Source organism: Teredinibacter sp. KSP-S5-2 (assembly GCF_032773895.1).
Taxonomy (GTDB): domain Bacteria; phylum Pseudomonadota; class Gammaproteobacteria; order Pseudomonadales; family Cellvibrionaceae.
Genome location: NZ_CP120416.1, coordinates 4829790 through 4855223, shown reverse-complemented (window position 1 = coordinate 4855223; position 25434 = coordinate 4829790). Strand labels below are relative to the sequence as shown.

Annotated in this window: 23 protein-coding genes; 10 read left to right on the top strand and 13 right to left on the bottom strand. The window is 45.8% G+C overall.

What is annotated here, in order from left to right:
* Nucleotides 1–4 precede the first annotated feature (4 nt).
* The 8 genes from P5V12_RS20900 to P5V12_RS20865 form a co-directional block, all read right to left on the bottom strand.
* Entirely contained in the window at nucleotides 5–1750 is a 1746-nt protein-coding gene (locus P5V12_RS20900; protein ID WP_316955023.1) for an N-6 DNA methylase, read from the bottom strand.
* Nucleotide 1751: 1 nt separating this feature from the next.
* A complete protein-coding gene (locus P5V12_RS20895; protein WP_316955022.1) occupies nucleotides 1752–2573 on the bottom strand; it encodes a KilA-N domain-containing protein in 822 nt (273 codons plus the stop codon).
* A gap of 78 nt (nucleotides 2574–2651) precedes the next feature.
* The gene (locus tag P5V12_RS20890; RefSeq protein ID WP_316955021.1) at nucleotides 2652–5462 is read right to left on the bottom strand and encodes a DEAD/DEAH box helicase family protein; all 2811 of its coding nucleotides are present in this window, start codon (nucleotides 5460–5462) and stop codon (nucleotides 2652–2654) included.
* 293 nt (nucleotides 5463–5755) lie between these two features.
* A complete protein-coding gene (parE, locus tag P5V12_RS20885) occupies nucleotides 5756–7639 on the bottom strand; it encodes a DNA topoisomerase IV subunit B (protein ID WP_316955020.1) in 1884 nt (627 codons plus the stop codon).
* A 22-nt stretch (nucleotides 7640–7661) separates the two neighbouring features.
* Entirely contained in the window at nucleotides 7662–8255 is a 594-nt protein-coding gene (locus P5V12_RS20880) for a YqiA/YcfP family alpha/beta fold hydrolase (RefSeq protein ID WP_316955019.1), read from the bottom strand.
* 53 nt (nucleotides 8256–8308) lie between these two features.
* On the bottom strand, nucleotides 8309–9091 hold the full coding sequence (gene cpdA / locus P5V12_RS20875) for a 3',5'-cyclic-AMP phosphodiesterase (RefSeq protein WP_316955018.1): 783 nt from the start codon (nucleotides 9089–9091) through the stop codon (nucleotides 8309–8311).
* A 106-nt stretch (nucleotides 9092–9197) separates the two neighbouring features.
* Complete coding sequence (locus P5V12_RS20870; protein WP_316955017.1) at nucleotides 9198–9701, bottom strand: DUF1249 domain-containing protein; 504 nt, start codon at nucleotides 9699–9701, stop codon at nucleotides 9198–9200.
* A gap of 8 nt (nucleotides 9702–9709) precedes the next feature.
* On the bottom strand, nucleotides 9710–10330 hold the full coding sequence (locus tag P5V12_RS20865) for an NUDIX domain-containing protein (RefSeq protein ID WP_316955016.1): 621 nt from the start codon (nucleotides 10328–10330) through the stop codon (nucleotides 9710–9712).
* 187 nt (nucleotides 10331–10517) lie between these two features.
* Here P5V12_RS20865 and P5V12_RS20860 point away from each other — a divergent pair, with 187 nt between their 5' ends.
* From P5V12_RS20860 to P5V12_RS20845, 4 genes are all read left to right on the top strand, one after another.
* Entirely contained in the window at nucleotides 10518–10910 is a 393-nt protein-coding gene (locus P5V12_RS20860; RefSeq protein ID WP_316955015.1) for a hypothetical protein, read from the top strand.
* 189 nt (nucleotides 10911–11099) lie between these two features.
* A complete protein-coding gene (locus P5V12_RS20855) occupies nucleotides 11100–12524 on the top strand; it encodes a TolC family outer membrane protein (protein ID WP_316955014.1) in 1425 nt (474 codons plus the stop codon).
* Between the two features lie 262 nt (nucleotides 12525–12786).
* The gene (locus tag P5V12_RS20850) at nucleotides 12787–13482 is read left to right on the top strand and encodes a hypothetical protein (RefSeq protein ID WP_316955013.1); all 696 of its coding nucleotides are present in this window, start codon (nucleotides 12787–12789) and stop codon (nucleotides 13480–13482) included.
* Between the two features lie 169 nt (nucleotides 13483–13651).
* Nucleotides 13652–14416, top strand: coding sequence for a DNA polymerase beta superfamily protein (locus P5V12_RS20845; RefSeq protein WP_316955012.1), 765 nt, complete (start codon nucleotides 13652–13654; stop codon nucleotides 14414–14416).
* 320 nt (nucleotides 14417–14736) lie between these two features.
* Here P5V12_RS20845 and P5V12_RS20840 read toward each other — a convergent pair whose 3' ends face one another.
* From P5V12_RS20840 to P5V12_RS20830, 3 genes are read right to left on the bottom strand one after another with little or no spacing between them, the layout of a single operon-like run.
* Entirely contained in the window at nucleotides 14737–15066 is a 330-nt protein-coding gene (locus P5V12_RS20840) for a hypothetical protein (protein WP_316955011.1), read from the bottom strand.
* Nucleotides 15067–15109: 43 nt separating this feature from the next.
* A complete protein-coding gene (locus tag P5V12_RS20835; RefSeq protein ID WP_316955010.1) occupies nucleotides 15110–15433 on the bottom strand; it encodes a hypothetical protein in 324 nt (107 codons plus the stop codon).
* Nucleotides 15434–15468: 35 nt separating this feature from the next.
* A complete protein-coding gene (locus P5V12_RS20830) occupies nucleotides 15469–16362 on the bottom strand; it encodes a LysR family transcriptional regulator (RefSeq protein ID WP_316955009.1) in 894 nt (297 codons plus the stop codon).
* Nucleotides 16363–16464: 102 nt separating this feature from the next.
* Between P5V12_RS20830 and metE the strand changes: the two genes are divergently transcribed.
* Complete coding sequence (metE, locus tag P5V12_RS20825) at nucleotides 16465–18744, top strand: 5-methyltetrahydropteroyltriglutamate--homocysteine S-methyltransferase (RefSeq protein ID WP_316955008.1); 2280 nt, start codon at nucleotides 16465–16467, stop codon at nucleotides 18742–18744.
* A gap of 49 nt (nucleotides 18745–18793) precedes the next feature.
* On the opposite strand, the gene P5V12_RS20820 is transcribed toward metE, so the two are convergent.
* Nucleotides 18794–18985: a cysteine-rich CWC family protein gene (locus P5V12_RS20820; protein ID WP_316957462.1), complete on the bottom strand. Its 192-nt coding sequence runs from the start codon at nucleotides 18983–18985 to the stop codon at nucleotides 18794–18796.
* A 274-nt stretch (nucleotides 18986–19259) separates the two neighbouring features.
* Between P5V12_RS20820 and P5V12_RS20815 the strand changes: the two genes are divergently transcribed.
* On the top strand, nucleotides 19260–19649 hold the full coding sequence (locus P5V12_RS20815) for a hypothetical protein (protein WP_316955007.1): 390 nt from the start codon (nucleotides 19260–19262) through the stop codon (nucleotides 19647–19649).
* Nucleotides 19650–19668: 19 nt separating this feature from the next.
* Here P5V12_RS20815 and P5V12_RS20810 read toward each other — a convergent pair whose 3' ends face one another.
* Nucleotides 19669–20592, bottom strand: coding sequence for a LysR family transcriptional regulator (locus tag P5V12_RS20810; protein ID WP_316955006.1), 924 nt, complete (start codon nucleotides 20590–20592; stop codon nucleotides 19669–19671).
* Nucleotides 20593–20728: 136 nt separating this feature from the next.
* Here P5V12_RS20810 and P5V12_RS20805 point away from each other — a divergent pair, with 136 nt between their 5' ends.
* From P5V12_RS20805 to P5V12_RS20790, 4 genes are all read left to right on the top strand, one after another.
* Nucleotides 20729–21265 (top strand): NAD(P)H-dependent oxidoreductase, encoded by a 537-nt coding sequence (locus P5V12_RS20805; RefSeq protein WP_316955005.1) that lies wholly within the window; start codon nucleotides 20729–20731, stop codon nucleotides 21263–21265.
* A 197-nt stretch (nucleotides 21266–21462) separates the two neighbouring features.
* Nucleotides 21463–22899 carry an isochorismate synthase gene (locus tag P5V12_RS20800; protein ID WP_316955004.1) on the top strand — a complete coding sequence of 479 codons (1437 nt, stop codon included), beginning with the start codon at nucleotides 21463–21465 and terminating at the stop codon, nucleotides 22897–22899.
* A 34-nt stretch (nucleotides 22900–22933) separates the two neighbouring features.
* Complete coding sequence (gene menD / locus P5V12_RS20795; RefSeq protein ID WP_316955003.1) at nucleotides 22934–24688, top strand: 2-succinyl-5-enolpyruvyl-6-hydroxy-3-cyclohexene-1-carboxylic-acid synthase; 1755 nt, start codon at nucleotides 22934–22936, stop codon at nucleotides 24686–24688.
* Complete coding sequence (locus tag P5V12_RS20790) at nucleotides 24675–25433, top strand: alpha/beta fold hydrolase (RefSeq protein WP_316955002.1); 759 nt, start codon at nucleotides 24675–24677, stop codon at nucleotides 25431–25433. The genes menD and P5V12_RS20790 overlap by 14 nt, the downstream gene beginning before the upstream one ends.
* Nucleotide 25434: the final 1 nt, after the last annotated feature.

The following is a 25434-nucleotide window of genomic DNA, read 5'->3' as shown; positions in this document are numbered from 1 at the left end:
TGGATCATCCCACCATCCCCTTTAACTTCAATAACTCCCGCACTATGCCGCTTTGCACTTTGGCCAATTCCTTTTCCTCCACCTCACCCACTTCCGCCTGAATCAATCTGTCTAGAATTACACTGGGTGCATCGTAGTGCACTTCTTCAAATACATCTTCTTTGTAGCGGCTAAGGGATAAGTCATAGCCTTCGGCTTCAATTTCGCTGCGCGGCACAGAAAAATATTTCGCGGTGCGGTCGCTGTTTTTTGCGGCATCTTTTTCGGTATTGCGAGCATGGTATTTCTCGATAATATCTTGCAGGTCGCCCCAACTGTCTTTTCCATCTGGCGTCTTTTGCTTGGTGCGTTTGTCATCCAGCGAATAGCCATCGGCGGCCATTTCGTAAAACCACACATTCTCAGTAGCAGGTTTATTGACTTTGTCTTGTGGCCCCCAAACTTTGGTGAATAATAAAATGGCGGTGCTTACCCCGGCGTAGGGTTTAAATACGCCGCTGGGCAGGGTAATAACGGCTTTTAAATTGCAGCGTTCCACTAATATTTTGCGCAATTCTTTAAAGGCTTTGCCGGAGCCAAACAGCACGCCTTGCGGAATAATGACCCCGGCAGTGCCGCCTTTTTTCAACAGGCGGTAAATATTTTCCACAAACAGTAATTCGGACTTGGTGGTGGAAAGTTGCAGGTTTTGGTTAATGTCGCCTTTATCAATACTGCCGGTAAAGGGCGGATTGGCCATGATGATGTCGTATTCGGCTTCTTGAGTGTAACTTTTACTGAGCGTATCTTTGTAGTCGATATTGGGCTCGTCGATGCCATGCATCATCAGGTTCATTAAGCCCAGCCGCACCATAGTGCTGTCGATATCGTAGCCCCACAGGGAGGCGCTTAAAATTTTCCGCGTATTTTCCGTCAGCGCAGCGGCCACCGAGGTGCGCACAAAGCCGTCTTCATCCGGTTCCAACTCAAGTTTAATCTTATTTTTTTTGGCTGTTGCTTGCGCGAGCTGCGTTACAATATATTGGTAAGCACCCAGCAAGAAGCCGCCGGAACCACAGGCCGGGTCGGCGATTTTATTGCCCAGTTGCGGTTGCACGAGTTCCGCCAAAAGCTTAATGATGTGGCGCGGGGTGCGAAACTGGCCGTTTTTACCGGCGGTGGCAATTTCTGAGAGTAAGTATTCATAGACGTCGCCCTGAATATCCTGAAAGGTCTGGCCCTTTTTTTGCGAATCTTTTTCTATTTCGGTAAAGATGTCGTCGATGGTTTTAACCGCTTCTACCAATAGCGCCGGTTTGGGAATAATGAACACGGCGTTTTTCATATGGTGTGTAAAGTTGCTTTCGTCACCGTTTAAGTCTTTTAAAAACGGGAACACTTTGCTTTGCACATGTTGTAGCATTTTTTCGCCTTGCATGTGTTTAAACTCTTTCCAGCGCAGGCTTTGCTTTTCAATTTGGTATTTTTTTTCGTCTTCGAGCTTTTTTTTCCAATCGGCATCGGTGTCTTTTTCTTCTCTACGTGCTCGATATTCCGGTGGCACCCAGTGGCCTTCAAATTTTGAGGTGTAGGTTTGTTCCGCCCACTCTGCATTGGCCTGGCATTTTGCATCCAGGTCATCGAGCCGTCTCATAAACAGCAAATAGGTAATTTGCTCGATGGCAGTGATCGGGTTGCTAATGCCGCCGCTCCAGAATTTATTCCATAGCTGGTCGATTTTGCTTTTGAGTTCGGGGTTGTTTTGGAGCATGTTACTTTCCTTCCAACTGCTTGAGATTGCTGTCTTCAAGCAGGAGTTTCATTTGATGAATGGCCGTTTGGTTGAGCATTTTGAGCCGATCAGGTTGAGGCAAACCTTGTTGAATAAAATGAGCGTTTAGCGTTTCAAGGTTGGCGAGGCACACCAACTGGGCGATATTGGCCTGGTCGCGCATGTTACCTTTGTCATCCGGGTTGTCATCGCGCCACTGTTTTGCTGTTTTGCCGAACAGGGCCATATTTAGTAGATCCGCTTCGCTCGCGTAGACCAAACTAATTTGTCCGGACGTTAGCTCTGGCGGAATAAGGTTTGTTTTTATCGCATCGGTGTGGATGCGATAGTTGATTTTTGCTAATTCTCGCTCGGCAGACCACCCAAGTTGTTGGTGTTCTTCTGCTTTTAGGCGTTGAAATTCCTTAACGATGTAAAGTTCAAATTCAACAGAAACCCAACTAGCGAATTTGAAGGCGATATCTTTATGTGCATAGGTGCCGCCATATCGACCGGATTTAACGATAAAACCTATTGCCTGTGTGGTGGTTACCCATTTTTGTGGTGATAAAGTAAAAGCATTGAGTCCTGCCTGTTTTTTAAACCCCTCGAATTCGATGGGTTTAAAATGGGGGTTGTATAACGACTCCCAAATGCCTAAAAACTCAATGGTATTGCGATTCCGCATCCAGTTACCGATTACCGTACTAGTGTCGTCTGTTTTGTACTTCGCAATGTCGGTCAGGGAAATAAAATCCTGCTCTTGATGATTAACCAGCGTTATCTGCGCGCCTTGAACTTCAAGTTTTTGGCTCTTAGCCATAACACTTCTCCCTTTGAGCAATAGCAAATTCGCTACGCTTACAATGCAGTATGTATCGGTTCATAATTCCACCTAGATTCAAGCAGACAGTGCTTGCGCAAATTGCAGCACTTCATTGATTTCGGTGGGGCTGAATATGCCCCGTATGCCCTGTGGGTGGAGCACGGTGAAGGGGGCGTGAATTAAATCTTTTTTCTCTATTTTTTCGCGCTCAATAATAACGTTTTTCAGCAGGTTTAAGAATTCCAATTGACGACTGTTGAGTGTGGTGTGGGCACGAATAAACTGGTCAAAGGCGGCACTGACGGTTTCGGGGAAGCTTTTTAATATTTCGATACCGAGAATGTGGCGAATAAATTGAATAAAATGCGCCTTGCGATTTTTATATACTTGGCGTAGCAGGTTTTCGGTGATGTGCGGGTGCTCTTGGTGTAGTAGTTCAGCCAGTTGTGCGGCTTCGTCGCTGTTGACTGTTGCGCCATTTTTTATTTTTTGCAGTATCGGGTTATGGTCGGTGAGTTCGGCAATTAGGCTTTCCACCATTTCCCGGTAGCGGGTGATGCTCACAGCTTCGTTGTGCGGGCCAAATTCTACCCATTCTTTTTTGTGCAATTCGTCCACTAAATCGAGGTGGGCTTGTTGCTGCCCGGCATTGTGTTCGCGGAATGTCATTAAGGGGCCAAGTTTATTGCACAACTCATCGAAGCTGTCTTCGTCGGCCTTGCGCCAGTACAGCGGCGTTTGTGCGGCGCGAATAAGTTCTTCTTCGAGTTTGACAAAAGGCACGGTGAGCGGCAATTCGCTGATTTGTTCAATGATGCCTTCTTTCAGGGTTGCCGCCCGTTGCTTGTGTTCCTGTCGCTCGTTATGCAGCAGGGCCAGCGAGTATTCGAGCAGATCGCGCTCAAAGCGCATGGCTTTGAAGTCGGTTGCGGATAGGTTGCGAAACAGGGGTTTGATTTCGGCACGTAGAAATTCAAGCTTGTCGTGATTCAAAGTAAGCCAGAAGTTGTCATCGTCGAGGCGGGCGAGTTGCGCGGCGGCTTCTTTAATCTCCACGGAATTTTGTGGCAAGGCGGCAATTTGCGTGCGCAGTTTGGCCACTTCGCGCACGGCGATGTCGGGGTGGCCGGTATCCTTAGCCGCTTCGATTTTGTCCAGCCGCAGCCCTACCAGTTTCACCGGTAGCGACAGTTGGGGGGTAGGCTCTTTACCTTTGGGGTTGAGCTTGAAGTATTCAAAGTTGTCCCAGCAGTCGAGAATTAAGAACCGGTCTTTTTCCAGGCACCAGGGCTTGGCTTTGCTGGTTTCCAGCAGGCGCGTGCCACGCCCCACCATTTGCCAGAATTTGGTGTAGGAATATATGGGCTTGGCAAACACGAGGTTGACGATTTCGCGCACGTCGATGCCGGTGTCGAGCATGTCCACGCTGATGGCAATGCGTGGCATGTCGTTGTTGGTGAACTGGTCAAGCAGGCCGCCTTTGCCGTAGACACGCGGGTCGTCTGATACCAGCACTTTTGCCAGTTCGCCGTGGTATTGCGGGTAGAGTGAGTCGAATATTTCTTCAATGCGGCGGGCGTGGGCTTTGGTGGCGCAGAAGAAGATGGTTTTACCGGGCAGCACGCCGTTGACATCTTTGATGGCTTCTTCCATGTATTCGCGCACGATTAGGGTGTTGGTGCCCTTGTTGATCACCTGCTTTTCCAGTTGTGTGCCTTCAAATTGAATGTCTTCAATTTCTTTGCCTTGCAGAATCAGTTTTTTCTGGTCTTCCAGTGAGATGGTGCGTTTGCTAATGCCTTCCATTTGGAATTTGGTCTGGATTTTCATCACCTGAAAATCGCAGAGGTAGGGCGGCAGGTTGTTGACGGCTTCTTCGTAGGTATAGGCAAAGGTGGGAATGCCATTTTCGCAGTGAAACAGCTCGAAGGTGTTGTGGTCGATAACGTCGGTTGGTGTGGCCGTTAGGCCGAGCGTGATGGTTTTGAAGTAATTGAGCACGTCGCCAAAGGTGTTGTAGATGGAGCGATGGCTTTCATCGACGACGATAAGATCAAAGAAGTGCGGCGACAATTGCTGTGTGTGATCACGAATAATGTTGAGCATGGCTGGGTAGGTGGCCACGTATACGCGCCGGTCTTTGGCGATCAGTTTTTCACCCATGTTTGGCCAGCGCGGTTCGTTGGGCAGGTGTTCTTTAAATGCTGCCAGTGCTTGTTCACGCAGCGCAACCCGGTCGACTAAGAATAAGATTTTTTCAGCATGACCGGCACGCATTAGCGCATCGGTTAGGGCGATGCAGGTGCGGGTTTTGCCGGTGCCGGTGGCCATCACCAGCAGGAAATCGCGTTTTTTTTGTTCGATGCCTTCGAGCACGGAGCGAATGGCGCGAACCTGATAATCGCGCCCGGCGATGGAGGTGTTGATAAATTCCAGCGTGAGCGGTTTACGATTGCGGCGGATGTAGGCGAAGCGTTCTAAATCATCACGTGTAGGAAAGCCAACGACTTTACGCGGCGGGGCGTTTTCCAAATCCCAAAAATAGAGTTCGTGCCCGTTGGTGTAAAAGCAAAACGGCAGCTCACCACCTAACTGCTTTTGAATGTTGTAACAGTATTGTTTGGCTTGCTCGCGGCCAATGGCGGCGTCTTTGGTGGTTTTTTTGGCTTCGACCACGGCCATGGGTTTGCGATCTTTCCCTAGCAGTACGTAGTCACTGAATTGGTGACCTTCGTAGGGGCTACGTGACTTGGCTACGCCTACTGGCGAAGCAGTAACAATGTCGAACTCTTCAACAACCTGGGTTGGATCCTTAACATTCCAGCCTGCCTGGGCGAGTTGCTGGTCGATGAGTTCTGACCGGGTTTGAGCTTCAGATTGGGTCACGTATTATTGCTCTTCTTCATCGGATTTCAGTGCTTGGCCTCTTTTTCCCCGCTCACTATAACAAGGTTGCTATCTTTCCTAGTCGTCTGGTTAGTGTGCAGGTAAATCGTTACATTGACTGTAACTAAAGCTTAGGTTTTTAACGTCATTCACTATGTCCGCCCTGCAGGAAGCCAGGCCAAGCTATGCTGGCTTAATACTAATAAAAGGCTTTAGTGCATTTAACATAAAAGCTTTCTGTTACCATGCTCCCTCTAATCGCTTTATAAATTTATGCTTCAATTTAGAGCTATTTACACTTCTGCCAAATTACCTGAGGATTCAAGCCAGGTTTTTCTGTCCGCCGAACGTTTTTTAGCAAGTAACATATCCAGAATTTGGTGCGTATCGTCAGCAGAATCCATGGTTAATTGCACCAAGCGACGCGTATCGGCAGCCATTGTGGTTTCGCGAAGCTGCAATGGGTTCATTTCACCCAAACCTTTAAAACGCTGCACATTTATTTTTCCGCGTTTTTTCTCAGCTTCAATTCGGTCCAATATGCCCTGCTTTTCTGCCTCGTCCAATGCGTAATACACATCCTGACCGATGTCGATACGGAACAACGGTGGCATGGCCACATAAACATGGCCATTACGAACCAGGGCAGGAAAATGCCGCACGAATAATGCACATAGTAATGTTGCGATATGTAGCCCATCCGAGTCGGCGTCAGCAAGGATACATACTTTGTGATAACGCAGTTTTTCTAAGTTGTCCGCGCCAGGGTCAATACCCAAAGCTACGGAGATGTCATGCACCTCTTGCGAGGCTAACACTTCCTGGCTTTCGACTTCCCAGGTATTCAGAATTTTTCCACGCAACGGCATGATTGCCTGAGTTTCTCGGTCCCTTGCTTGTTTTGCAGAACCGCCTGCTGAATCCCCTTCCACCAAAAATAGTTCGCCCATTGCTGGATCATCGGAGGAACAGTCTGCCAACTTACCTGGCAGCGCGGGCCCCTGGGTTACTTTTTTACGAGCAACTTTTTTACTGGAACGCACACGTTTCTGGGCGTTACTGATACAAAATTCGGCCAGCTTATCGGCTTCATCTGTATGCTGGTTCAGCCATAAGCTAAACGCATCTTTGGTCACACCGGAAACAAATGCAGCCGCCTCTCGGGAAGAGAGTCGCTCTTTGGTTTGACCGGAAAACTGCGGGTCGGCTAATTTCGAAGACAAAATAAAACAGCAGTTGGTCCAGATGTCGTCTGGCGATAATTTAACGCCGCGTGGCAACAAGTTGCGAATATCACAATACTCGCGCATGGCATCCATCAGGCCGGTACGTAACCCATTTACGTGCGTTCCGCCTTGCGCAGTTGGAATTAAGTTAACGTAACTTTCCTGAGTTAACTCACCGCCTTCGGGTAACCATTGCACGGCCCAATCCGCCGCTTCGTGGCTGCCCGCAAACGAGCCAACAAAAGGCTCTGTAGGTAATGTCTCCCAACCTTGCGTTGCCGCTTTTAAATAATCTTTTAAGCCATCTTCATAAAACCAGGTATCAGATTCACCGTTTTGTTCATCATTAAAAACAACTTCCAAACCCGGACACAAAACCGCCTTTGCTCTTAGTACATGACGCAGCCTCGGCACGGAAAACTTGTGAGAATCAAAATAACTGGGGTCAGGCAAGAAGCGAACGGATGTACCAGTTGCACGTTTGCCGCAGGTCCCTACTTCGTGCAGATCAATGGCTTTTTCGCCGTGCTGAAAACCGATGCGATGGACAATACCGTTTCGCTTAATGGTCACTTCCAGTAGTTGCGACAGGGCATTAACAACAGAAACCCCGACACCGTGCAAACCACCTGAGAATTGATAATTGTCGTTGGAAAATTTACCACCCGCATGCAGAGTAGACAGAATAACTTCAACACCAGGCTTGCCTTGCTCCGGGTGGATGTCCACAGGCATACCACGACCGTCGTCTTCTACGGTGATGGAGTGGTCTTTATGCAGGGTCACTTCAATTTTTCGTGCGTGCCCCGCCAAAGCCTCATCGACACTGTTATCAATCACTTCCTGGGCAAGGTGGTTTGGCCGAGTCGTATCGGTATACATCCCTGGTCGTTTTTTGACAGGGTCTAAACCGGTGAGAACCTCAATATCTTCGGCGGTATAATTACTCATTCTTGTCGTTTTCTCTTGCGTGTTATTGCTCAGTATTCTGTACTTCAAAAAATTCGATTATTTCAGGCAGCCAGTGTTGGTAACCATCGAAAGTATGGCTCCCCCCTTCTTCAACCAACTGTTTACACCCTTGATATTTTTCCACTGCGTGCCGGTAATCCAGCGTCTCGTCCTCTGTTTGCACCATCAACCAATACTTGGGGTGCAAGGCAACGGTTTCAGTATCGCATTGAGCCAGGTCATTCAGATCGTCGGCACTCAAACAATAAATGTCGTCAGTGTAATAGTTCCCCAGCTCTTGACCCACAAGATTACCAAATCGGGTATGCGGGCTGACCGCCGGGTTAATTAACACAGCCTTATTCCCTATGCCCCGCTCAATAAAGTGGGTGACCCAATAGCCCCCAAGGGAACTGCCAATAAAATACGTAGGCACTCCTTTTAAATGGCTGAGTACATCTTCAAGCTGTTTTATGGCTTCCTTTGGATAGGAAGATAGCTGTGGACAATGAAATTGCCAGTGTGGACGATTCTCGGCCAACCAGGTTTTAGTAACTTGCGCTTTATGGGACAGCGGAGAACTTAGGAAGCCATGTATGTATACAACTGCGCTCATTCAATTGCCAATGCTAAAAAAAGAGGCAATTATAGAGAGGTTTTCACTTCGAATCAGTAGCCGGCTGAAGCAAAATCGATATTGTAGACTTTATCTGCAATACGTTTGACGAAGGTATCGTAGCGCCCGTTGCGATACAACTCGAACATGCGATAACCGGGCATAGCGCTATCGACGGAGAAGTTTTTGGAGCAAGGGGTAAATTGGATACAGGTAGACGGTGTCGCATACAGGTCAACATTACGCCTCTGAGTGTGGAATTCCTGGTGCACATGCCCCCAGCAGATCACTTTTACCTGGCTGTATCTATCGACGATTTTGAAAAACTGATCCGCGTTCTTGACCACATATTGATCAATCCACTCACATTCAACCGGAACTGGTTGGTGGTGCAAAAAGATCATGGTCGGCAACTTGATTGTCGCCAACTCTCTTTCCAGCCTTTCCAATTCTGTTGGATGCAATTCACCACCCTCTTCCATCGGGATTCGGGAGTCGAGGAAAATAAGGTTCCAGCCGCCGGCTATATGGCGGGCTTCAATAGGCAAGTCCTCAACCAGATCCATATTCATCGGATCATCGTGGTTGCCAGGTAACCAGGCGATAGGAGATTGGGGGAAGTAGCGCTTCACAATATGTATAAAACGCTCATAGGAAGCCGCACCGGCGTCATTAGAAATATCACCAGTGGCCAATATCAGATCTGGGGTCTCCTGGGCGCGTACCATCTGTAATACGTCGTACAAGCTTTGGTCTGTATCCAGTCCCAAAAGCTTTTCCCCCGGCTGACTCCCCAGATGACAGTCCGTGATCTGTAAAAGGCGAAATGGCCTCATATCAAGCTTCCCATTCCAATGGCGATTTCGAAGTCAATATGCTCAAAAAGAATTCAAATAATGGCTTCCCTATAGTTTGGCTCTATATGGTCCGAAAGGGTGAATACTATTTTTTGGTTACGAGAACTTCCTCACAATTTTCGCGACAAGCGTAGCCCAGTTCACGACAATAGGTCAGCCACTCTCCCAGAAACCGATTCAAGGCCAACTTCTCATCGGGCTGGTACATTTTGGGGTTCGGATAGGAGTAATGATGGAACCAGTTGCGGTGGTTATCCCAGGAAACGATTTCTGCCATCTCTGCGTCATGATAAAGGCGCACAACAATCTTGGGCTCTGTTTTATCCGCTCTCGACTGGCTGATATCCAGCGTCGTGGTATACGGCGCCTCATCCGTCACTGAGACTTGAATATGCAGGTCTCTTTCAACCTCTGTTGAACGACCGGCATGAAAGGCCCAATACTCCCTGCCCTTACGCAAACCGGGTAACAAACGGAAAAGACGATAGTAGTTCATTTCACATAAGGAGAGGTGGCCGGGCAAATCGACCACAGGGGGCTTTTTGTCAGCCAAAGGCTGGCTTTTAAGCTGCTTCGGGAAATAAATCATATATCCAATTAACTGCCAGATGATCTTAAGCTTTCTCGATTTAACTGCAGCCATTGCAGCCCAATCAATGTTGCGGCGTTGTTTGCTCTGCTATTAAGCATACCAGAGAAGACCTCAGCCGCTGGTATGGTATGCAGGTAGATATCTTCATGCTCTTCATCCAAACCATGCTCTCCACCGCCATCGCTTAAATCGCACAGAGCACAATATAGATGAATTTTTTCACTGCACCCACCAGGGGTAGAATAATAGGTCGTAATATGACGCAAGCTGACGTCAGTTAGCCCCGCCTCCTCCTCTATTTCACGGTGAGCCACCGCCTCTGGCTCTTCGCCTTTTTCAATCATTCCAGCCACCACTTCAAGGCACCAGGGGCCATGCTCTGACTCGATGGCTCCGATACGAAACTGGTCGACCAAGCCCACCAAGTCCAACACCGGGTCATACAAAACAACCGCAACCGCCTGCCCTCTATGAAACAGCTCCCGACTGAGCATTGTTGACCATCCACCTGAGAACAACCGATGCTTAACCTTTAACAGGTACATTTTAAAGAAGCCGTCATAAGCCAATTCATCCGAAACCACTTCGACATCAGACCGATCAAACTTCGGTTTTAACCTTTGCATATCAACAACCTTTTACTAAAAAAATATCTTGCCATAACACACTCAACAATATGGTGATCCCTCACAGTTCTAACAAGTGCTTAATAACTACTGTTTATAAATAGGACACTCTTAACAAAATCGTGCATAAGATTTGACTAAAATTCCCCCTATAATGATTAAACAATAAACATTCTTCGCGCCCAAAATGGAAAAACCTATTTACTCTGCCATTAACACCCACCCGCTGAACCAGCGTCGGCTGAGTACAATAGAGCAAATATCGAACAATGGCGAAAATCCCAATCGCTATGAACGACGACAGGCAAAAGTCGATTCAGATACCATTGAAATATCCGGCCGCCAAAACCTACCCTCACCCGTTTATGATATTCCGCAAATATCATCAGCTTTTGATGCCCGCTTAAGCTTGGAAAACAATCAGGACGACAAAAATTCCAGCAGAAATAACGATGTATTTCGTCTTAACCAAATCGACCAGGGTGAACTCATCGAACACCGCAAACCATTAAGTGCGACAACTTTTCAGCAGATTGCCAACAATAATCAGCAAAAGCAGTACATCGACACTTACGTTTGACGTTTTTTTGCCTGCCTTTCAAGTAAATTTACCTGTAACAAACAACGACATTGTTTAATTTGTTTTTTTATTAACAGCAGATATCATTACGCCTTCGCAAAAAATACGCAGCTTTGGGGGCAGGCCCTCATTCTTGGCTGGGGCTATACGTATTATTGGCAACTTCCGTTTTGACCATTAAGGATTCTCATGACTAAGCGACTCAACCAGTTATTCGTATCTGGTTTGCTCACAACCGGATTACTCATTTCCTCGACATCAAACAGTGAGACATTGCTAGAGGTATACCAACAAGCGCTGCAAAACGATCACCAATTTAGAGCAGCACAAGCACAATATGAAGCAGGCAAGGAGTTAAAGAATCTCGGACGAGCAGGCTTACTTCCGAAGATCAACGCACAGGGAAATTGGAGCGAATCAGAAACAGATAGCTCTGGCTTCCAACAAAACCCCATTGACGGGGCTACAGACCTCTCCAACCCAGATCAATATGAGAGAAAATATTCTGAAACAACGATAGATTCCTCTTCATCAGGCTACTCGGCTTCTCTTGTTCAACCCATCTTTGATTTGGCTGCCTGGCACGGATTTAAGGCCGGCTCCAAACAGGCCCAGATTGCCGAAGCAACCTTCAAAGCGGATCAGCAGGATCTGATTATTCGTACTGCAACAGCCTACTTCGATGTGCTTAAAGCCATAGACAGCTACAACACTGCAGTAGCAGAAGAAACCGCTTTCGAACACCAGTTAAAACAAACCAAACAACGCTTTGAAGTCGGTTTGACCGCCATCACTGAAGTACACGAAGTTAAGGCCGCATACGACTCCGCAATGGCCGCTCGCCTGTTAGCAGAAGGTCAAGCAGGTATCGCCTTTGAAGCACTGGAAGTGATTACAGGCCACCCCTACAACCAACTAAACCCACTTAGAACTGAGTTTCCTGTTAGTCACCCGATCCCAACTGAGCGACAAGCCTGGGTCGAACAAGCATTGCAAAATAATTTCTCCTTAGAACGTGCGCGCTTAAATGCCGGCGCCGCCAAGCACCAAGCCAAAGAAGCAAAGGCAGGTCATTACCCCAAACTTACCGGCAGCGTTATTTACAATAAAAATGATGAGCAAACGGCTAACAACATTCTCGATCCATATTCAGACAACGAAATCGATACTCAAGTATTTAAGCTTGAATTATCTGTACCGATCTATAATGGCGGTGCCACTTCAGCCAGCCGAAGACGTGCAAACAAGCTCTATATTGCAGCTGACGAAGAGTATAAAAAAGCACAAAGAGACACGATCCAAGCAGCTCGATCAACACATTTAAGTGCCACAACAGCAGTGGCTACAGTTACAGCGAGAAAGCAGGCCATTACTTCCAGCAGAAGTGCTTTGGAAGCGACACAAGCCGGTTACGATGTTGGTACTCGCGACCTAGTAGATGTACTGCAAGCACAACGTAATATGTATCTGGCGGAAAGAAATTATTATGAAGCACTGTACGCATACGTACTGTTTAAACTGCAATTAAAACAAGTAGCAGGCACATTAACAGAAGAAGATATTGTCGAACTCGACCAATGGTTAGATAAAAGCAAACCTGTCTCACGTATATAAACGGCACAACTTTCCAAAAGCCACCAACCGGTGGCTTTTTTTATGCCCGTCAATTTATCCTTTTTACGCAATGAATGCGTATTCATTTCTCTAATTGTTATGCCCTATTTCATCAGAGAAAAATACGCACTTCCAGCGTTATCACACGCGCCGGTTCAAAAAGTTGTCATGCTACTCTGACATATTTTAAAACCGGGTCTATTCTTAGTACGGATATGCACATTCAAATGCTCTTCATCATAAAAATACACAAGGAATAATTATGAACTTATTGCTTCGTCTGTCACTTGCGCTTTGCTTGTTCACATCAGTCAGCACCTACGCAGGTACATCTCTTGAACAACTCGCCAGCCAAAACAAAGGGAAATCTCTCGCGATTGTCTCCCTCTCTGCGAATAATTGGGCAAATTCTTTGCAAGGCTGGAATAACTCAGACACATCAGAATTGATGGGCTCTCGGTTGAATACCATGTTGGAAAAAATAGAATCTAAAATGGGAGAAGAATGGAAAGTCATTCCTGCCAGTAAATTCGTTAATAACAAAGCATATCAGGCAATGGCTGGAACAGAACTCGAAGTCAAAGTACCCAATATTAAAGGTAAGGATATGCCACTCCTGGCCAAAGACAGGAAACAAATGGTTAAAGCCCAGCTAGACAAAGATGTTGCAGTCAAACTGGCCAAAACACTGGGAGCAGATTTCACCATGGTGATTTACTCTGAATGGGCTGTCGCTACAGGAAAATTTGTTCCAACCAGCAAGGCCCTGGCGAAGAATGTTGTCAGTATTTATGATGCAAAAGGCAAACAAGTCTATAAAGGGCGTAGTGATCAACAAGGCAATCGTAAATTAGGTGCAATGGGGCGTGTAGCAGTAAATAAAGACACCATCGACGAATGGGTTGTCGCCTACCAAAAAGGCCTTGAAGCCCTGTATAACAAAGGCAGAAAAAACTAATAACCGTTATTATTCCCGTGAAGTAGGTGCACCTGAGCCAGGGTGCCTACTTCATAAGATCACACCTTTTTGAACAGGCAATCATTGCCTCACTGGTTGAATATCCCTATTATCCTCTCTGATTTAGTTTTGACCGAACATCAACATTATCCAACTCTGTAGTCATTTCATGCCTTCGATTAATAGCAGTATTAAGCTGGAAATCCTCGATTTACTGGATTTTATTGAAAAAGAATATGGGGTTATTATTTTTCATGCTGCCGAGAACGGCAGCCGGGCCTGGGATTTCTCAACGCCTGACAGCGACTACGATGTCCGCTTCTTTTATCATCACCCGCTTGATAAGTACCTATCGCCCTTTGAGCGTAAAGAGACAATCGAACTCCCCATTACCGATGGCCTTGATATTTCGGGCTGGGACTTAAAGAAATGTATACGCTTACTTTATCGTGGAAACGCGAGTGCATATGAGCGGCTGCATTCACCGATTATTTATCGTAATCACGAACGAAAATTTCATGCCCTGGGCTCTTTTGCCCACGATCATTTTAATCCCGCATCAGCATTCCATCATTACCTGTCCCTAGCACGGAAAACATTGGGGGCCGACAGTATCGAGGTATCTAGCAAGACGTTTTTACATACCATTCGTTTTGTTCTTTGTGCGAAACATATACAGGAGAGCAATACTATTCCTCCCGTATCACTGAAGGTACTCAGTGAACAACAACTGGACAGCAACTCACAGAAAGCCCTCTATATACTCATCAACAACAGGCAGGAAGAAGAAGCCATTTTCTCTTCTCATCCACTATGGCATTTCTGCGTAGATACCTTCCAGCTACTAGCAGAAAAAATCGTTAAAGAAAAACCACAATTAAACACAACGCCATACGAGAATATTTTCCGTCACATACTAAAAATACCTGGATAAATTCCACATAAAAAAAGCCTGACTTCTCAGTCAGGCCAAGAATATAGGTCACAGACCTACAGGAGATTCGGTACAGGTTTATCAGAGAACGCTCTCTGAAAATAAAAACTACAAATTTATTATAGTAAATAATAACCTTACCCGGAGATCAACCATAGACAATTGCGGTTATTGAACAATAAATTATTTTTGGAAAATGAATTTTTAGAACAGCAAACTCAACAAAAGAAAGGCTTATAACCAATAACAGGAACAGTCAAAATAACTCGATGAATAGGTAGTAAAAACTTAAGATAAAACCGAAATCAAAGGAAGGCGAGCTACACTCTCGCCCCTTGTCGATTTATCTCAAAAAGAAATTCTATTGCTGTGGTAAAACGAAAATATAAACCGTGAAAGAATTCTTGTTGTTTATCCGCATGTCCGGGGTCATGTTTTGGATGTTCAGGCTGATCAAACGGATATTTAAGAAGATGGCGATGTCCCTCAAAGACCATAACGTTCATGAGTAGCTGAGCCTGCCTAGAGTTGATTTCGACAAAATCCCTGGTCTCATCAAGTAGTTCAACCACTTCGCAAAACCCTTCTCTGAGAGCGATGCTTTTTACTGCAGCAATATCTTCAGGGGAAAGTGCAACTTTCTTTTTCATAAAGCCATCTTACTCAATGATTAAAGGCGATAGGCTGATTTACTTAACCATCCCCGTTTAGTGATTTTTTAATTTCCTGCATCACACCCTGACACAGCTGATTGGTGATTTTTAACTTTAACTGTTCTGCACCACTGGAATAATACATATAGCACGCATCTTCACTTTCGGGGCTGGTTAAACGAACAATGTCACCTGCCCTGATAGCGTGATATTCCCGTTCGTTCTCTTCCGCAACCGAAGACGTATTTAAACGAATAAAACCATAACCTAAAGATGACACGCTATAGAACTGTGTAGGCAACCGTCCGGCAAAACTGACACAACTCAATAGCATAAAACCTGATACCAGGAATATCTCTTTCATAACATACCTCTATACACAGTAGCTCAAATACCCAGTCACTGACGGAAACGCGTATTTTTTGCTAACGCCAGAAAACTCTGAACATGTTGAAACCGCTCCTCGCCATCCCGGATACCAAGATGAATCGCTTTATGAATTCCCGCTTTACCACATCGAACTCGGCTAATCGCCAGCTTATCGGCATAATCTTCAGCCAACCAACTCGGCAGTGCAGCAACCCCTCGTCCAGCAGCCACCATCTGTAACATAACTTCCGTGGCCTCAATCGTTTTTACTTTTTTGGGGCTGACACTGGCCGGCAGCAAAAATTGTGTGAACAAATCTAACCTTGCTGTTTCTACAGGATAAGTCAGTAAGACTTCATTGGCCAAATCTTCCGCGACAACGCTTTTCTTAACAGCCAAATTATGCTTATTACTGGTGACGAGGACTAATTCGTAATCAAATACCGGGTAAAAATTTACCCCTTTTTTCTGTAGCGGGTCCGGGGTAACCAAAACATCAATATCGTAGTTAAACAACGCAGCCAAACCACCAAACTGAAAGCGCTGCTTCACATCCACGTCTATCCCCGAATACTGCTCCAGGTAGGGTTCAACCACCCGGAGTAACCACTGATAACAGGGGTGACATTCCATGCCGATTCGCAAGCTGCCTTTTTCCCCTTTGGCGAACTGATTCAGCACACTATCAATATGCTCAAACTGGGGTAGAAGCCTGTTGGCGGACTTCAACAGGTAATGGCCGGCTTGCGTGAGGCGAATAGCACGGCCATCTTTTTCCCACAACACCACCCCCACCTGCCGTTCCAGTTTTTTGATGGAATGACTCAAGGCCGATTGAGTTAAATGCAGGCTGTCCGCAGCCGCAGTCAGGGAGCCCTGAGTCTCGATTGCTCTTAGGATAGACAGATGGATACGTTCAATCATAGGCCAACAAATGAATTATTCTCATAGATTAATGAATATATACCATTATTATTCATAATTTCGAATTAATACAATGCCTCAAAACGCATATGGAGGCATAACATGATCACAACACATAACTTGGGCTTCCCCCGCATAGGCCCCAAAAGAGAACTTAAATTCGCCCTCGAATCCTATTGGCGCGGAGATATTTCTCAGCAGCAACTTGAACAAACCGGTCTGAAAATTCGACAACAAAACCACGCTCGCCACAGGCAGCTCAGTTTTACCCAGACCGGCGATTTTTCATTTTACGATCAAGTTCTGGATACCAGCTTTCTGCTGGGTAATGTCGACAATCAATACAAAAAAGATAATGTTACAGAGCTGGACAGCTACTTCCGCATAGCGCGAGGTCGGTCCAGTTGTGATGACAGCTGTGCCTGTTTTCGAGCTGGCGAAATGACCAAATGGTTTGATACCAATTACCACTATATTGTCCCCGAAGTTTCGGCAAACACACATTTCACCCTGAGCCCAACCCGCTTGCTAAAACAGGTGGAAGAAGCACAACTCGCTGGCAACCAAGTAAAACCGGTTTTGATTGGCCCGCTAACTTACCTTTGGTTAAGTAAAACAACCGACAACAGCAATAAGCTCAATCTGGTTGACAGGATTATTCCTGTTTATGCCCAATTACTGCAGTTGCTTGCGGAAAAAGGCATAACCTGGGTGCAAATAGATGAACCCATTTTGGTTACAGAGCTTACCGACGAATGGAAACATGCATTACAAAAAACCTATCATTCTCTTAAAGCCAGCAACATCCAAATTTTATTGGCCACCTACTTCGGTCAACTCAGGGAAAACCTGCAGCTCGCCTGTGAATTACCCGTTGCTGGCATACATGTCGACACCATTAATGCCCGCGATGAAGTTAAAAAAGTTATTGATTGGCTTCCCGTTCACAAGGTGTTGTCTCTAGGCGTTATTGATGGACGCAACATCTGGAAAACAGATTTAATCAAAACCATTCATTGGCTGCAGCCGATTTATCAAAAGCTTCGGGAGCGATTATGGCTGGCACCATCATGCTCGCTGTTGCATGTTCCCGTTGATTTATCCGTAGAAGAAAATCTCGCAGAAGAAATCAAACCCTGGCTTGCGTTTGCTGAGCAAAAGCTGGAGGAGTTACAACTTTTGGCTCATGCTCTGACATCTGGAGAAGACTCAATTCAAGATGTATTAGCGTTAAATCAGGAAGCCATTGAGAATAGAAAATATTCCCGCAGAGTCAACAAGCAGGAAATCACTAATCAGCTGCTCAAAGTCCCTGAGCTATCCGGCTATCGGCAGACACCATATGCCGTTCGAGCGGAAAAACAGAAGAACACGCTACGTTTACCACTGCTCCCCACAACCACCATTGGTTCATTTCCGCAAACCAGCGATATTCGTCAAACACGAAAACGATTTAAGAATCAGGAAATCACAACGCATGACTACCGTTCCAGCATGCAAAAAGAAATTCAGCAAGCGGTCAGTCAACAAGAAGAGTTAGGCATCGATGTTTTGGTTCACGGCGAAGCCGAGCGCAATGATATGGTGGAATACTTTGCTGAGCATCTGGAAGGCTACATATTTACCCAGTTTGGCTGGGTGCAATCTTACGGCTCGCGCTGCGTCAAGCCACCGATTATTTATGGCGATATCTCAAGGCCTGAAGCCATTACCACTGAGTGGGCGAGCTACGCCCAATCCTTAACAGACAAACCTGTAAAAGGCATGCTTACCGGACCGGTCACCATGCTCAACTGGTCGTTTGTTCGTGATGATCAACCGCTTAGCCAAACCTGTTATCAACTTGCCCTGGCGATTCGACAAGAAGTTTTTGACCTGGAAAACAAGGGTATTCAGATAATTCAAATTGATGAAGCTGCGTTACGGGAAGGTTTGCCTTTGCGTAAAAGTGACTGGCAAAGTTACTTAACCTGGGCGGTCAAGGCGTTTCGGATTTGTGTTAATGGGATAAAAGACGAAACACAAATACACACTCATATGTGTTATTCGGAGTTTAACGACATTATTGAGTTTATAGGTCAAATGGATGCCGACGTGATCACCATCGAAACTTCCCGTTCACAAATGGAGCTCTTACAAGCGTTTGACGATTACCATTACCCAAATGAAATTGGGCCTGGGGTATACGATATTCATTCACCCAACACTCCGAATGCAGAATCGATCGTAAAACTCATTCGTTTGGCGGCAGAGAAAATCCCGGTAAACCGCCTATGGATCAATCCGGATTGCGGATTAAAAACCCGTCGTTGGGAGGAAGTAATACCGGCATTAACCCATATGGTCAACGCGGCAAAACAACTTCGACAAGAGCTGGCTTAGTAGCCGTAAATTATATTTACCAAAATCGCCAGGGACGGTGAAGAAGAACCTATTCTCCGATATTCGTCTGAATATCCAACAAACACCCATGACACAAACAACTCTCCCAGCGCTCAGCAACATACTGCTTTTGCCCGTCGGAGAGTTTTACCTCGTTACAATGACAAATCAGTATTGAGCCAACTTTGCATTCAAACTGCGATTTGCATCTTGGACATTGAACGGTTTCATGATGGGGCATGGAGGAGGTACACCGGGTATTCATAGTCATTACAGTCTTTCAATATAAAATAGTTTACGGTAAAAAATATTAAGCGAAATCAATTTCGATTTAGACAAAAAACGTCAAAACCCTAACACCAAACTGACCCCGAATAAAAACACTCGACAAACGTCGATTATTTGGCATCATAGTCAAACAGGCACAAACACTTGGAGCCCTAATAATTTTATCGACTAAACAAAGCGCTTTCTTCCTTATAAACACGGGCTCTTTTCTCATCTAAACTCATAGAATGAATTTTAATAACGATCTCAAAGCCAAAACACCGGCAAGAATGAAGGGCGCCAGATACATGGTTAACTGGCGTGCTCGCGTAATGACTCAGGATCGAAAAATTTCTGAGGGGCACATCTACGAGCTATTACAAAGCGGAGTATCCATACTCTATTCTCGAGCACTACCGATTAACAGCCCGGTTAATATTGAGTTTTACGTGAACTATAAAAATGAACAAGTCCGTATTCGCGCCAAGACACGGGTAAATTATTGTATGGTGCGATCCAATAATGATGGAGCAGAAATCGAGTTAAAGTTTACGGAGATCGCACAACAAGAAAGACACACTCTAAACAATGTCCTGCAAATTTTTGTGAATGCCAAAGAGTTCAGCTTAAAAAAATAAAACTGCTCACTCAGTAAGGCTATTTTGTACCACCAAGCGAATTATCGTTAACACCCAAAACAGCAAAATATTCCTGATAAAAATCCAACCAGGCTCGGGCTTTACGGGTTAAACCATGCCGACTTGGAAAAAGCGCATAAAAACCAAACGGCGGGGAACACCATTCAGAGAGCACAGCCCTTAACCGCCCCTCCGCCACACTCTCCCTCGCCAAATATCTTGGTAACAACACAATACCCACACTGTTTTCGGCCAGCATTCTCAAGGTTGTCATGTCGTTCACACTCGCCCAGGGAGAAACCTTTACCTTGCAGGACACGTCTGACTTATTAACCAAATGCCAGACCTTGGCGAAACTGCTTTCCGGCATGCAACTTACCTTGAAGTCCTTCAGTTGTTCCGGATGAGTTGGTTCGCCATGCTGCGCGAGGTATTGGGGAGAAGCATAAAGCGCTGCACAGTCGCCGCCAAGACGCCGGCAAATGAGTGATGAATCTTCAATCTGCCCCACTCGAATCGCCAAATCAAAACCTTCCGTAATTAAATCAACCCGCCTGTTTGAAAGGTCTAAATCAACGTGTATTCCAGGGTACATCTGATTAAATCGACTCAAATGCGGCGCAATAACATGCTGACCCAGCGTTAATGATGTACTAACACGAAGTGTCCCACTCAAACCATAATGACTGTCGCATATGGATTCTTGAGCGTTTTGCACTTCTTCTTCAATCCGCTTGCAGTGCTGAAAATAGGCCAAGCCAGAATCGGTCAAACGCACCGAACGGGTATTGCGTTCAATCAGCCTCACCCCCAAATCACTTTCCAGCTGCGCCAGTCGACGGCTGACTCTCGACTTCGGAATCTGCATGGCATCAGCGGCTTTGGAGATCCCCTCCAGCTCAGCCACCCTGGCAAAAATCAACATATCATTTACATCAACCATCTCACTCTTCCAGACTTCCAACCACCGTTCCAATTATGGAACAATAAGTTGCAAAACTCGATCTTTTATCCATCTAAGGAACAGTACATACTGCTACGACTGATTAAGGTCTATGCAAAGTACGAAGGAGCCAAAGATGAAGGTGTTAGCATTTGCAGCAACCAATAGCCGGCAGTCGATCAATAAACAATTGGCAACCTATGCCACTCAATTGCTCGATGCGGAAACAACTGAAATTCTGGACATTAACGATTATGAAGTGCCGCTCTTCAGTATTGAGCGTGAAGAGGAATTAGGCCAACCGGAAAAAATAAAACAGTTTTATCAGAAGATCACCGATGCCGACGCACTGGTTATTGCCTTCGCCGAGCATAACGGTACTTATACCGCCGCATTCAAGAACCTGTTTGACTGGGCGTCTCGCATTAATCAAAAAGTGTGGCAAGGCAAACCTATGGTGCTATTGGCCACCTCACCCGGCCCTGGCGGAGCCAAGAACGTACTCGCCTCAGCAGTCACCTCCGCACCGTTCTTTGGTGGTGAAGTGAAAGGCCAATTTTCACTTCCCAATTTTTACGATAATTTTGATAGCGAAACCGGTGAAATCACTAACATCGATTTTGATGAACAGTTAAAAACAGTGGTCAGCACAATCGCATTAGAAAATGCTTAATAATTCAGGCCTTCCAGCAAGGCCTATACCCTTCTAACAAAAGCAACCAGAAAGCAAATTACAGGATAACTTCGGGCATAAAACCCACAAAAATCAGGGACTTAGCATAAAGGCGGATATTCTGATGTGGGTCATGACCCCGGGCGCTCCACTGGCTACAATAAGCGAGTATAGTTAACGTTTTTTTGGGAGCCCGAGTGAGTATCAAACCTGAGGTAGTGCCGCAGTCGACGCAGGTATATCAAGCCGCAGAAGCCAAGGTATTGCGCAATACGTTTGATCTCGCCATCCAGAAACTTATCCAGCGCATATCCCGGTTGCAGTATCTTCCAGATACTGTTCAGCACGTATGCCAGCCAGTGCCACAAATAGACCCCGTCCTATTTTTGAGAGCCAACCCGGACGAACGAAGCTGTTATTGGCGAAACCGACAGGGGTCATTTTCCATATCCGGTTTAGGTGAAGCACTCCGCTTATCGGCTGAAACTGACACAGAGTTTGCTCAGCTCTTTGAGCAACTTGCGTCATACCTTAATGGCATCCAGTCGGTTCCTCATGAAGACCATGTACCCATTCAGTTCGTTGGTGGCATTTCCTATAACGGTCGCAGCGGCGAACAGCAATGGCGGGATTTCCCAGCAGCGCTATTTGTTTTACCCGAAATTGCTTTAATAAAACGCCACGGCTCACTTCACCTGTCGGCATGCATCCATCCACAAAATGAAGCTGAGTGGTCTGCTAAACAACAGCAACTTATCGACCGATTACGTGCACTTAACTTTGACAGTGAGCAGGCTCAAGAAACACCAGCAAAAATTCGTTCGATTCGCAAAGGCATTCACTACCAGCAATGGCAACAGTGGATAGACAAGACACTGAGCGCGATTCAAGCACAACAGTTCGACAAGGCCGTATTGGCACGCAGCGTTAGCATTGACTTAGATGCGCCATTAAATATTTACGATCTCATCCAGCGCTGGCAAGCCATTAACAACAACGCCTTTTCCTTCATTATTCGCAGTAAAAACAGCACCTTTATGGGCTGCTCGCCAGAACGTTTGTACAAGCGCAAAGGTCGAGCATTAAGCACCGAATCGCTAGCAGGTACGGTTCGAAGAGGCGAAACCCGAGATGAAGATTTCCACTTTGAGCAAGAACTAAAAAGCGACCCCAAACTGGTGCGAGAGCATTCACTCGTCACTGAATATCTAAAAACGCAGATTTGTAAATTCGGCGATCAGTTTGTTTGCCCGGAGGAACCCAGTGTATTTAAGCTGGCGAATGTTCAACATCGCTACCTTCCACTCAAGGTCCGATTGCATCCGGAAGTATCTGACTTACAATTAGTAAACGCCTTACATCCCACGCCGGCAATATGCGGTTTCCCTCGCAATGCAGCGTTTGACTATATTCAACAACACGAAACCACCAACCGCGGCTGGTATAGCGGCATTGTGGGTGTATTCGGTCAGGACTATGTGGAATTTTCTGTGGCCATACGCTCTACCCTGATTCAAGAGAATCAAGTAGAGTGTTTCTCTGGTGTTGGTATAGTTCAGGGTGCCACCGCCGACAGTGAATGGCAGGAAATGGACGCAAAAATCGCATCGTTTCTTAAAGCGCTCAAGGCATAATTTTAGGTTCGGTTAACAGGCCTTAAATCCAACAATGAATCAAACTCAAGAGTATCCCACCGCCAATGAGGCTTGGTGTTACAGCTTACTCATACACCTTATGCAGCATGGCGTTCGGCATATTTGTATTGCTCCCGGGTCCCGCAGTGCTCCGCTAACCATTGCTGCAGCACGCTTGCAACAAACACAGGCATCCCTGGAATTACACAGTCATTTCGATGAACGCGGCCTCGGGTTCTTTGCCTTGGGTATCGCAAAAAGCACTCACGCTCCCGTGGTCATTATCACCACATCCGGAACCGCCGTTGCGAATCTATACCCCGCCGTGGTTGAAGCCAGACAAAGTCACATTCCGCTAATTATTTTGTCGGCGGATCGCCCCGACGAATTACAAAACTGCGGTGCCAATCAGGCCATCCGTCAAAAAAACCTTTTTGGGGAAAACTGTGTTACTTCTTATAACATTGCCCCACCCGATGAACTAGAGGATTTCCAGAAAGAACTGGACATTATTCAGCAACATGTAAAACAGGCGCTACAGCGTTCGGCTGGGCCAATGCAACTTAACTGCGCCTTTCGCGATCCACTTTACGGTGAATCCGAACAGGGGCAATATTCTATTGTTAGAAAGCTCAATCGTGCAGACGCAACAACCCAGTTAAACCTGGACCAATTAAAAACCACCTTACATGGTACCGAGCTTTTTATTACCGGGCAGCTTGATTCAGACGAGGCCAAAGCCGTATTAAACCTGGCCCGCAAAAATAATATTTTAATTTTGCCAGACATCAACAGCCAACTTCGGCTGTTAAAACACCCATCCGTTATTCATCATGCAGACTTATTACTGGCCACACAAACAGGGAAAAAATTATTAAGTCAGTATAAAAATATTGTGCAGTTTGGTGGACGCATGGTCAGCAAAAGACTATTGCAATGGTTGAGTAATAGAGATTTTGAACACTATACCCTCATAAAGAATCATTCAGATGGTTTGGACCCGGCAAAGAAAGCCAAAGAAGTATGCAGCGATATTGTGCAGACCTGCCAATATTTTTCAGAAAACTCTCTGGGAAATATAGCCAACGCCATTCATACGCAGGCTTTGGTCAACTTGAATAATCGCGTTCAAAGCTTTATTAACTCGCACCCGTGTTTTGGCAAACAGCATTTCAATGAACTTAATATCGCACGCGTTATTAGTCAAAACATAATTCCAAGCACTCAGCTGTTTCTCGGCAATAGTCTTGGTATTCGACTGTTTGATATGTTTGCCGACATCACCCCCGAACCAGCGCAAGTGTTAAGTAATCGTGGTGCCAGTGGTATTGACGGTCTTATAGCCACCACTGCTGGCATTCAACAAGGTCGCCAACAATCATTAACCTGTGTATTAGGCGATACCAGTTTACTGCACGATTTAAACAGCTTGCAGTTAGCAAAAAAAGCTGCACTAACTCACAATTCTTCGTTGGTTATCGTCGTTATTAATAATGATGGCGGCAGTATTTTTAATTTACTGCCAGCTAACGAATTGGGGAAAATTCAACAGGATTTTTTCCAAATGCCGCACGGTTTAACATTTGATTCAGCGGCCAAACAATTTGGCCTGACCTATTACAATCCGAAAACCGTTCAGGATTTTATCGGCATCTATTGCACTGCCGCGCAAAGCATGGACTGTTCATTAATTGAATTGAATTTTCGCTCGACCGAAAGCAGCCAACTGATAAAACAGTTTCTACCGGCACTGGCCAAAACGCTGGATCGACCTAATGCAGAAAGTTAGCGAGCATTGGTATACTCAGGGTTCCGAACATAATCCGGCCATTGTTTTTTTACATGGGTTTCTTGGCGATCCAACCGATTGGCAATATGTAGCAAAGCATTTAACGAATCAATACTATTGTCTTTTTGTCGATTTACCGAGTTTCGAAGAATGCTCGAATATTGGAGACTACGCCGAACGTTTATTTTCCAGCTTGCCCCTGAAAAATCCATTTCACTTAATTGGTTATTCACTCGGATCACGCATCGCAATGCATTGGCTACAGCAAAACCCGGCGCAATTACACCGTGTTGTACTGGAAGCCGGACATCCAGGCCTTAAGAATGCAGAACAAAAGAAACAGCGAGAAACCAATGACGCCATTTGGCAACAGCGTTTTGAGCAGGAACCTCTTGCCGTAAGTTTAACCCAATGGTATCAGCAGCCGGTATTTTCTGCAGCGGATGCAGACACCATTAAAAGCAAAGCAACACGTTTAGAAGGTCGACAAACACATATCGGCAGGTTGCTCAAACAAACCAGCCTGGGTAACCAGCAAGACCTTTGGCCAACACTGACACGCTGCGATAATCCCGTACTTTATGTCTCCGGCGGACTCGATACGAAGTATTCGGATATCGGCCAACAACTGGCGCAATACAATTCAAATATTGTTCATAAATGCATTGAAGAATCGGGGCACAATTGCCACAATTTTGCCCCAGAGATTTTTGCCCAATTCACTATCCATTTTCTTACATCATGAA

What these genes read in the sequence shown, in the direction of transcription:
- P5V12_RS20900 (WP_316955023.1), bottom strand. Translation starts at nt 1,750, where the DNA reads ATGCTCCAAAACAACCCCGAACTCAAAAGCAAAATCGACCAGCTATGG.
- P5V12_RS20895 (WP_316955022.1), bottom strand. Translation starts at nt 2,573, where the DNA reads ATGGCTAAGAGCCAAAAACTTGAAGTTCAAGGCGCGCAGATAACGCTG.
- parE (WP_316955020.1), bottom strand. Translation starts at nt 7,639, where the DNA reads ATGAGTAATTATACCGCCGAAGATATTGAGGTTCTCACCGGTTTAGAC.
- P5V12_RS20880 (WP_316955019.1), bottom strand. Translation starts at nt 8,255, where the DNA reads ATGAGCGCAGTTGTATACATACATGGCTTCCTAAGTTCTCCGCTGTCC.
- cpdA (WP_316955018.1), bottom strand. Translation starts at nt 9,091, where the DNA reads ATGAGGCCATTTCGCCTTTTACAGATCACGGACTGTCATCTGGGGAGT.
- P5V12_RS20870 (WP_316955017.1), bottom strand. Translation starts at nt 9,701, where the DNA reads ATGATTTATTTCCCGAAGCAGCTTAAAAGCCAGCCTTTGGCTGACAAA.
- P5V12_RS20865 (WP_316955016.1), bottom strand. Translation starts at nt 10,330, where the DNA reads ATGCAAAGGTTAAAACCGAAGTTTGATCGGTCTGATGTCGAAGTGGTT.
- P5V12_RS20860 (WP_316955015.1), top strand. Translation starts at nt 10,518, where the DNA reads ATGGAAAAACCTATTTACTCTGCCATTAACACCCACCCGCTGAACCAG.
- P5V12_RS20855 (WP_316955014.1), top strand. Translation starts at nt 11,100, where the DNA reads ATGACTAAGCGACTCAACCAGTTATTCGTATCTGGTTTGCTCACAACC.
- P5V12_RS20850 (WP_316955013.1), top strand. Translation starts at nt 12,787, where the DNA reads ATGAACTTATTGCTTCGTCTGTCACTTGCGCTTTGCTTGTTCACATCA.
- P5V12_RS20845 (WP_316955012.1), top strand. Translation starts at nt 13,652, where the DNA reads ATGCCTTCGATTAATAGCAGTATTAAGCTGGAAATCCTCGATTTACTG.
- P5V12_RS20840 (WP_316955011.1), bottom strand. Translation starts at nt 15,066, where the DNA reads ATGAAAAAGAAAGTTGCACTTTCCCCTGAAGATATTGCTGCAGTAAAA.
- P5V12_RS20835 (WP_316955010.1), bottom strand. Translation starts at nt 15,433, where the DNA reads ATGAAAGAGATATTCCTGGTATCAGGTTTTATGCTATTGAGTTGTGTC.
- P5V12_RS20830 (WP_316955009.1), bottom strand. Translation starts at nt 16,362, where the DNA reads ATGATTGAACGTATCCATCTGTCTATCCTAAGAGCAATCGAGACTCAG.
- metE (WP_316955008.1), top strand. Translation starts at nt 16,465, where the DNA reads ATGATCACAACACATAACTTGGGCTTCCCCCGCATAGGCCCCAAAAGA.
- P5V12_RS20820 (WP_316957462.1), bottom strand. Translation starts at nt 18,985, where the DNA reads ATGCCCCATCATGAAACCGTTCAATGTCCAAGATGCAAATCGCAGTTT.
- P5V12_RS20815 (WP_316955007.1), top strand. Translation starts at nt 19,260, where the DNA reads ATGAATTTTAATAACGATCTCAAAGCCAAAACACCGGCAAGAATGAAG.
- P5V12_RS20810 (WP_316955006.1), bottom strand. Translation starts at nt 20,592, where the DNA reads ATGGTTGATGTAAATGATATGTTGATTTTTGCCAGGGTGGCTGAGCTG.
- P5V12_RS20805 (WP_316955005.1), top strand. Translation starts at nt 20,729, where the DNA reads ATGAAGGTGTTAGCATTTGCAGCAACCAATAGCCGGCAGTCGATCAAT.
- menD (WP_316955003.1), top strand. Translation starts at nt 22,934, where the DNA reads ATGAATCAAACTCAAGAGTATCCCACCGCCAATGAGGCTTGGTGTTAC.
- P5V12_RS20790 (WP_316955002.1), top strand. Translation starts at nt 24,675, where the DNA reads ATGCAGAAAGTTAGCGAGCATTGGTATACTCAGGGTTCCGAACATAAT.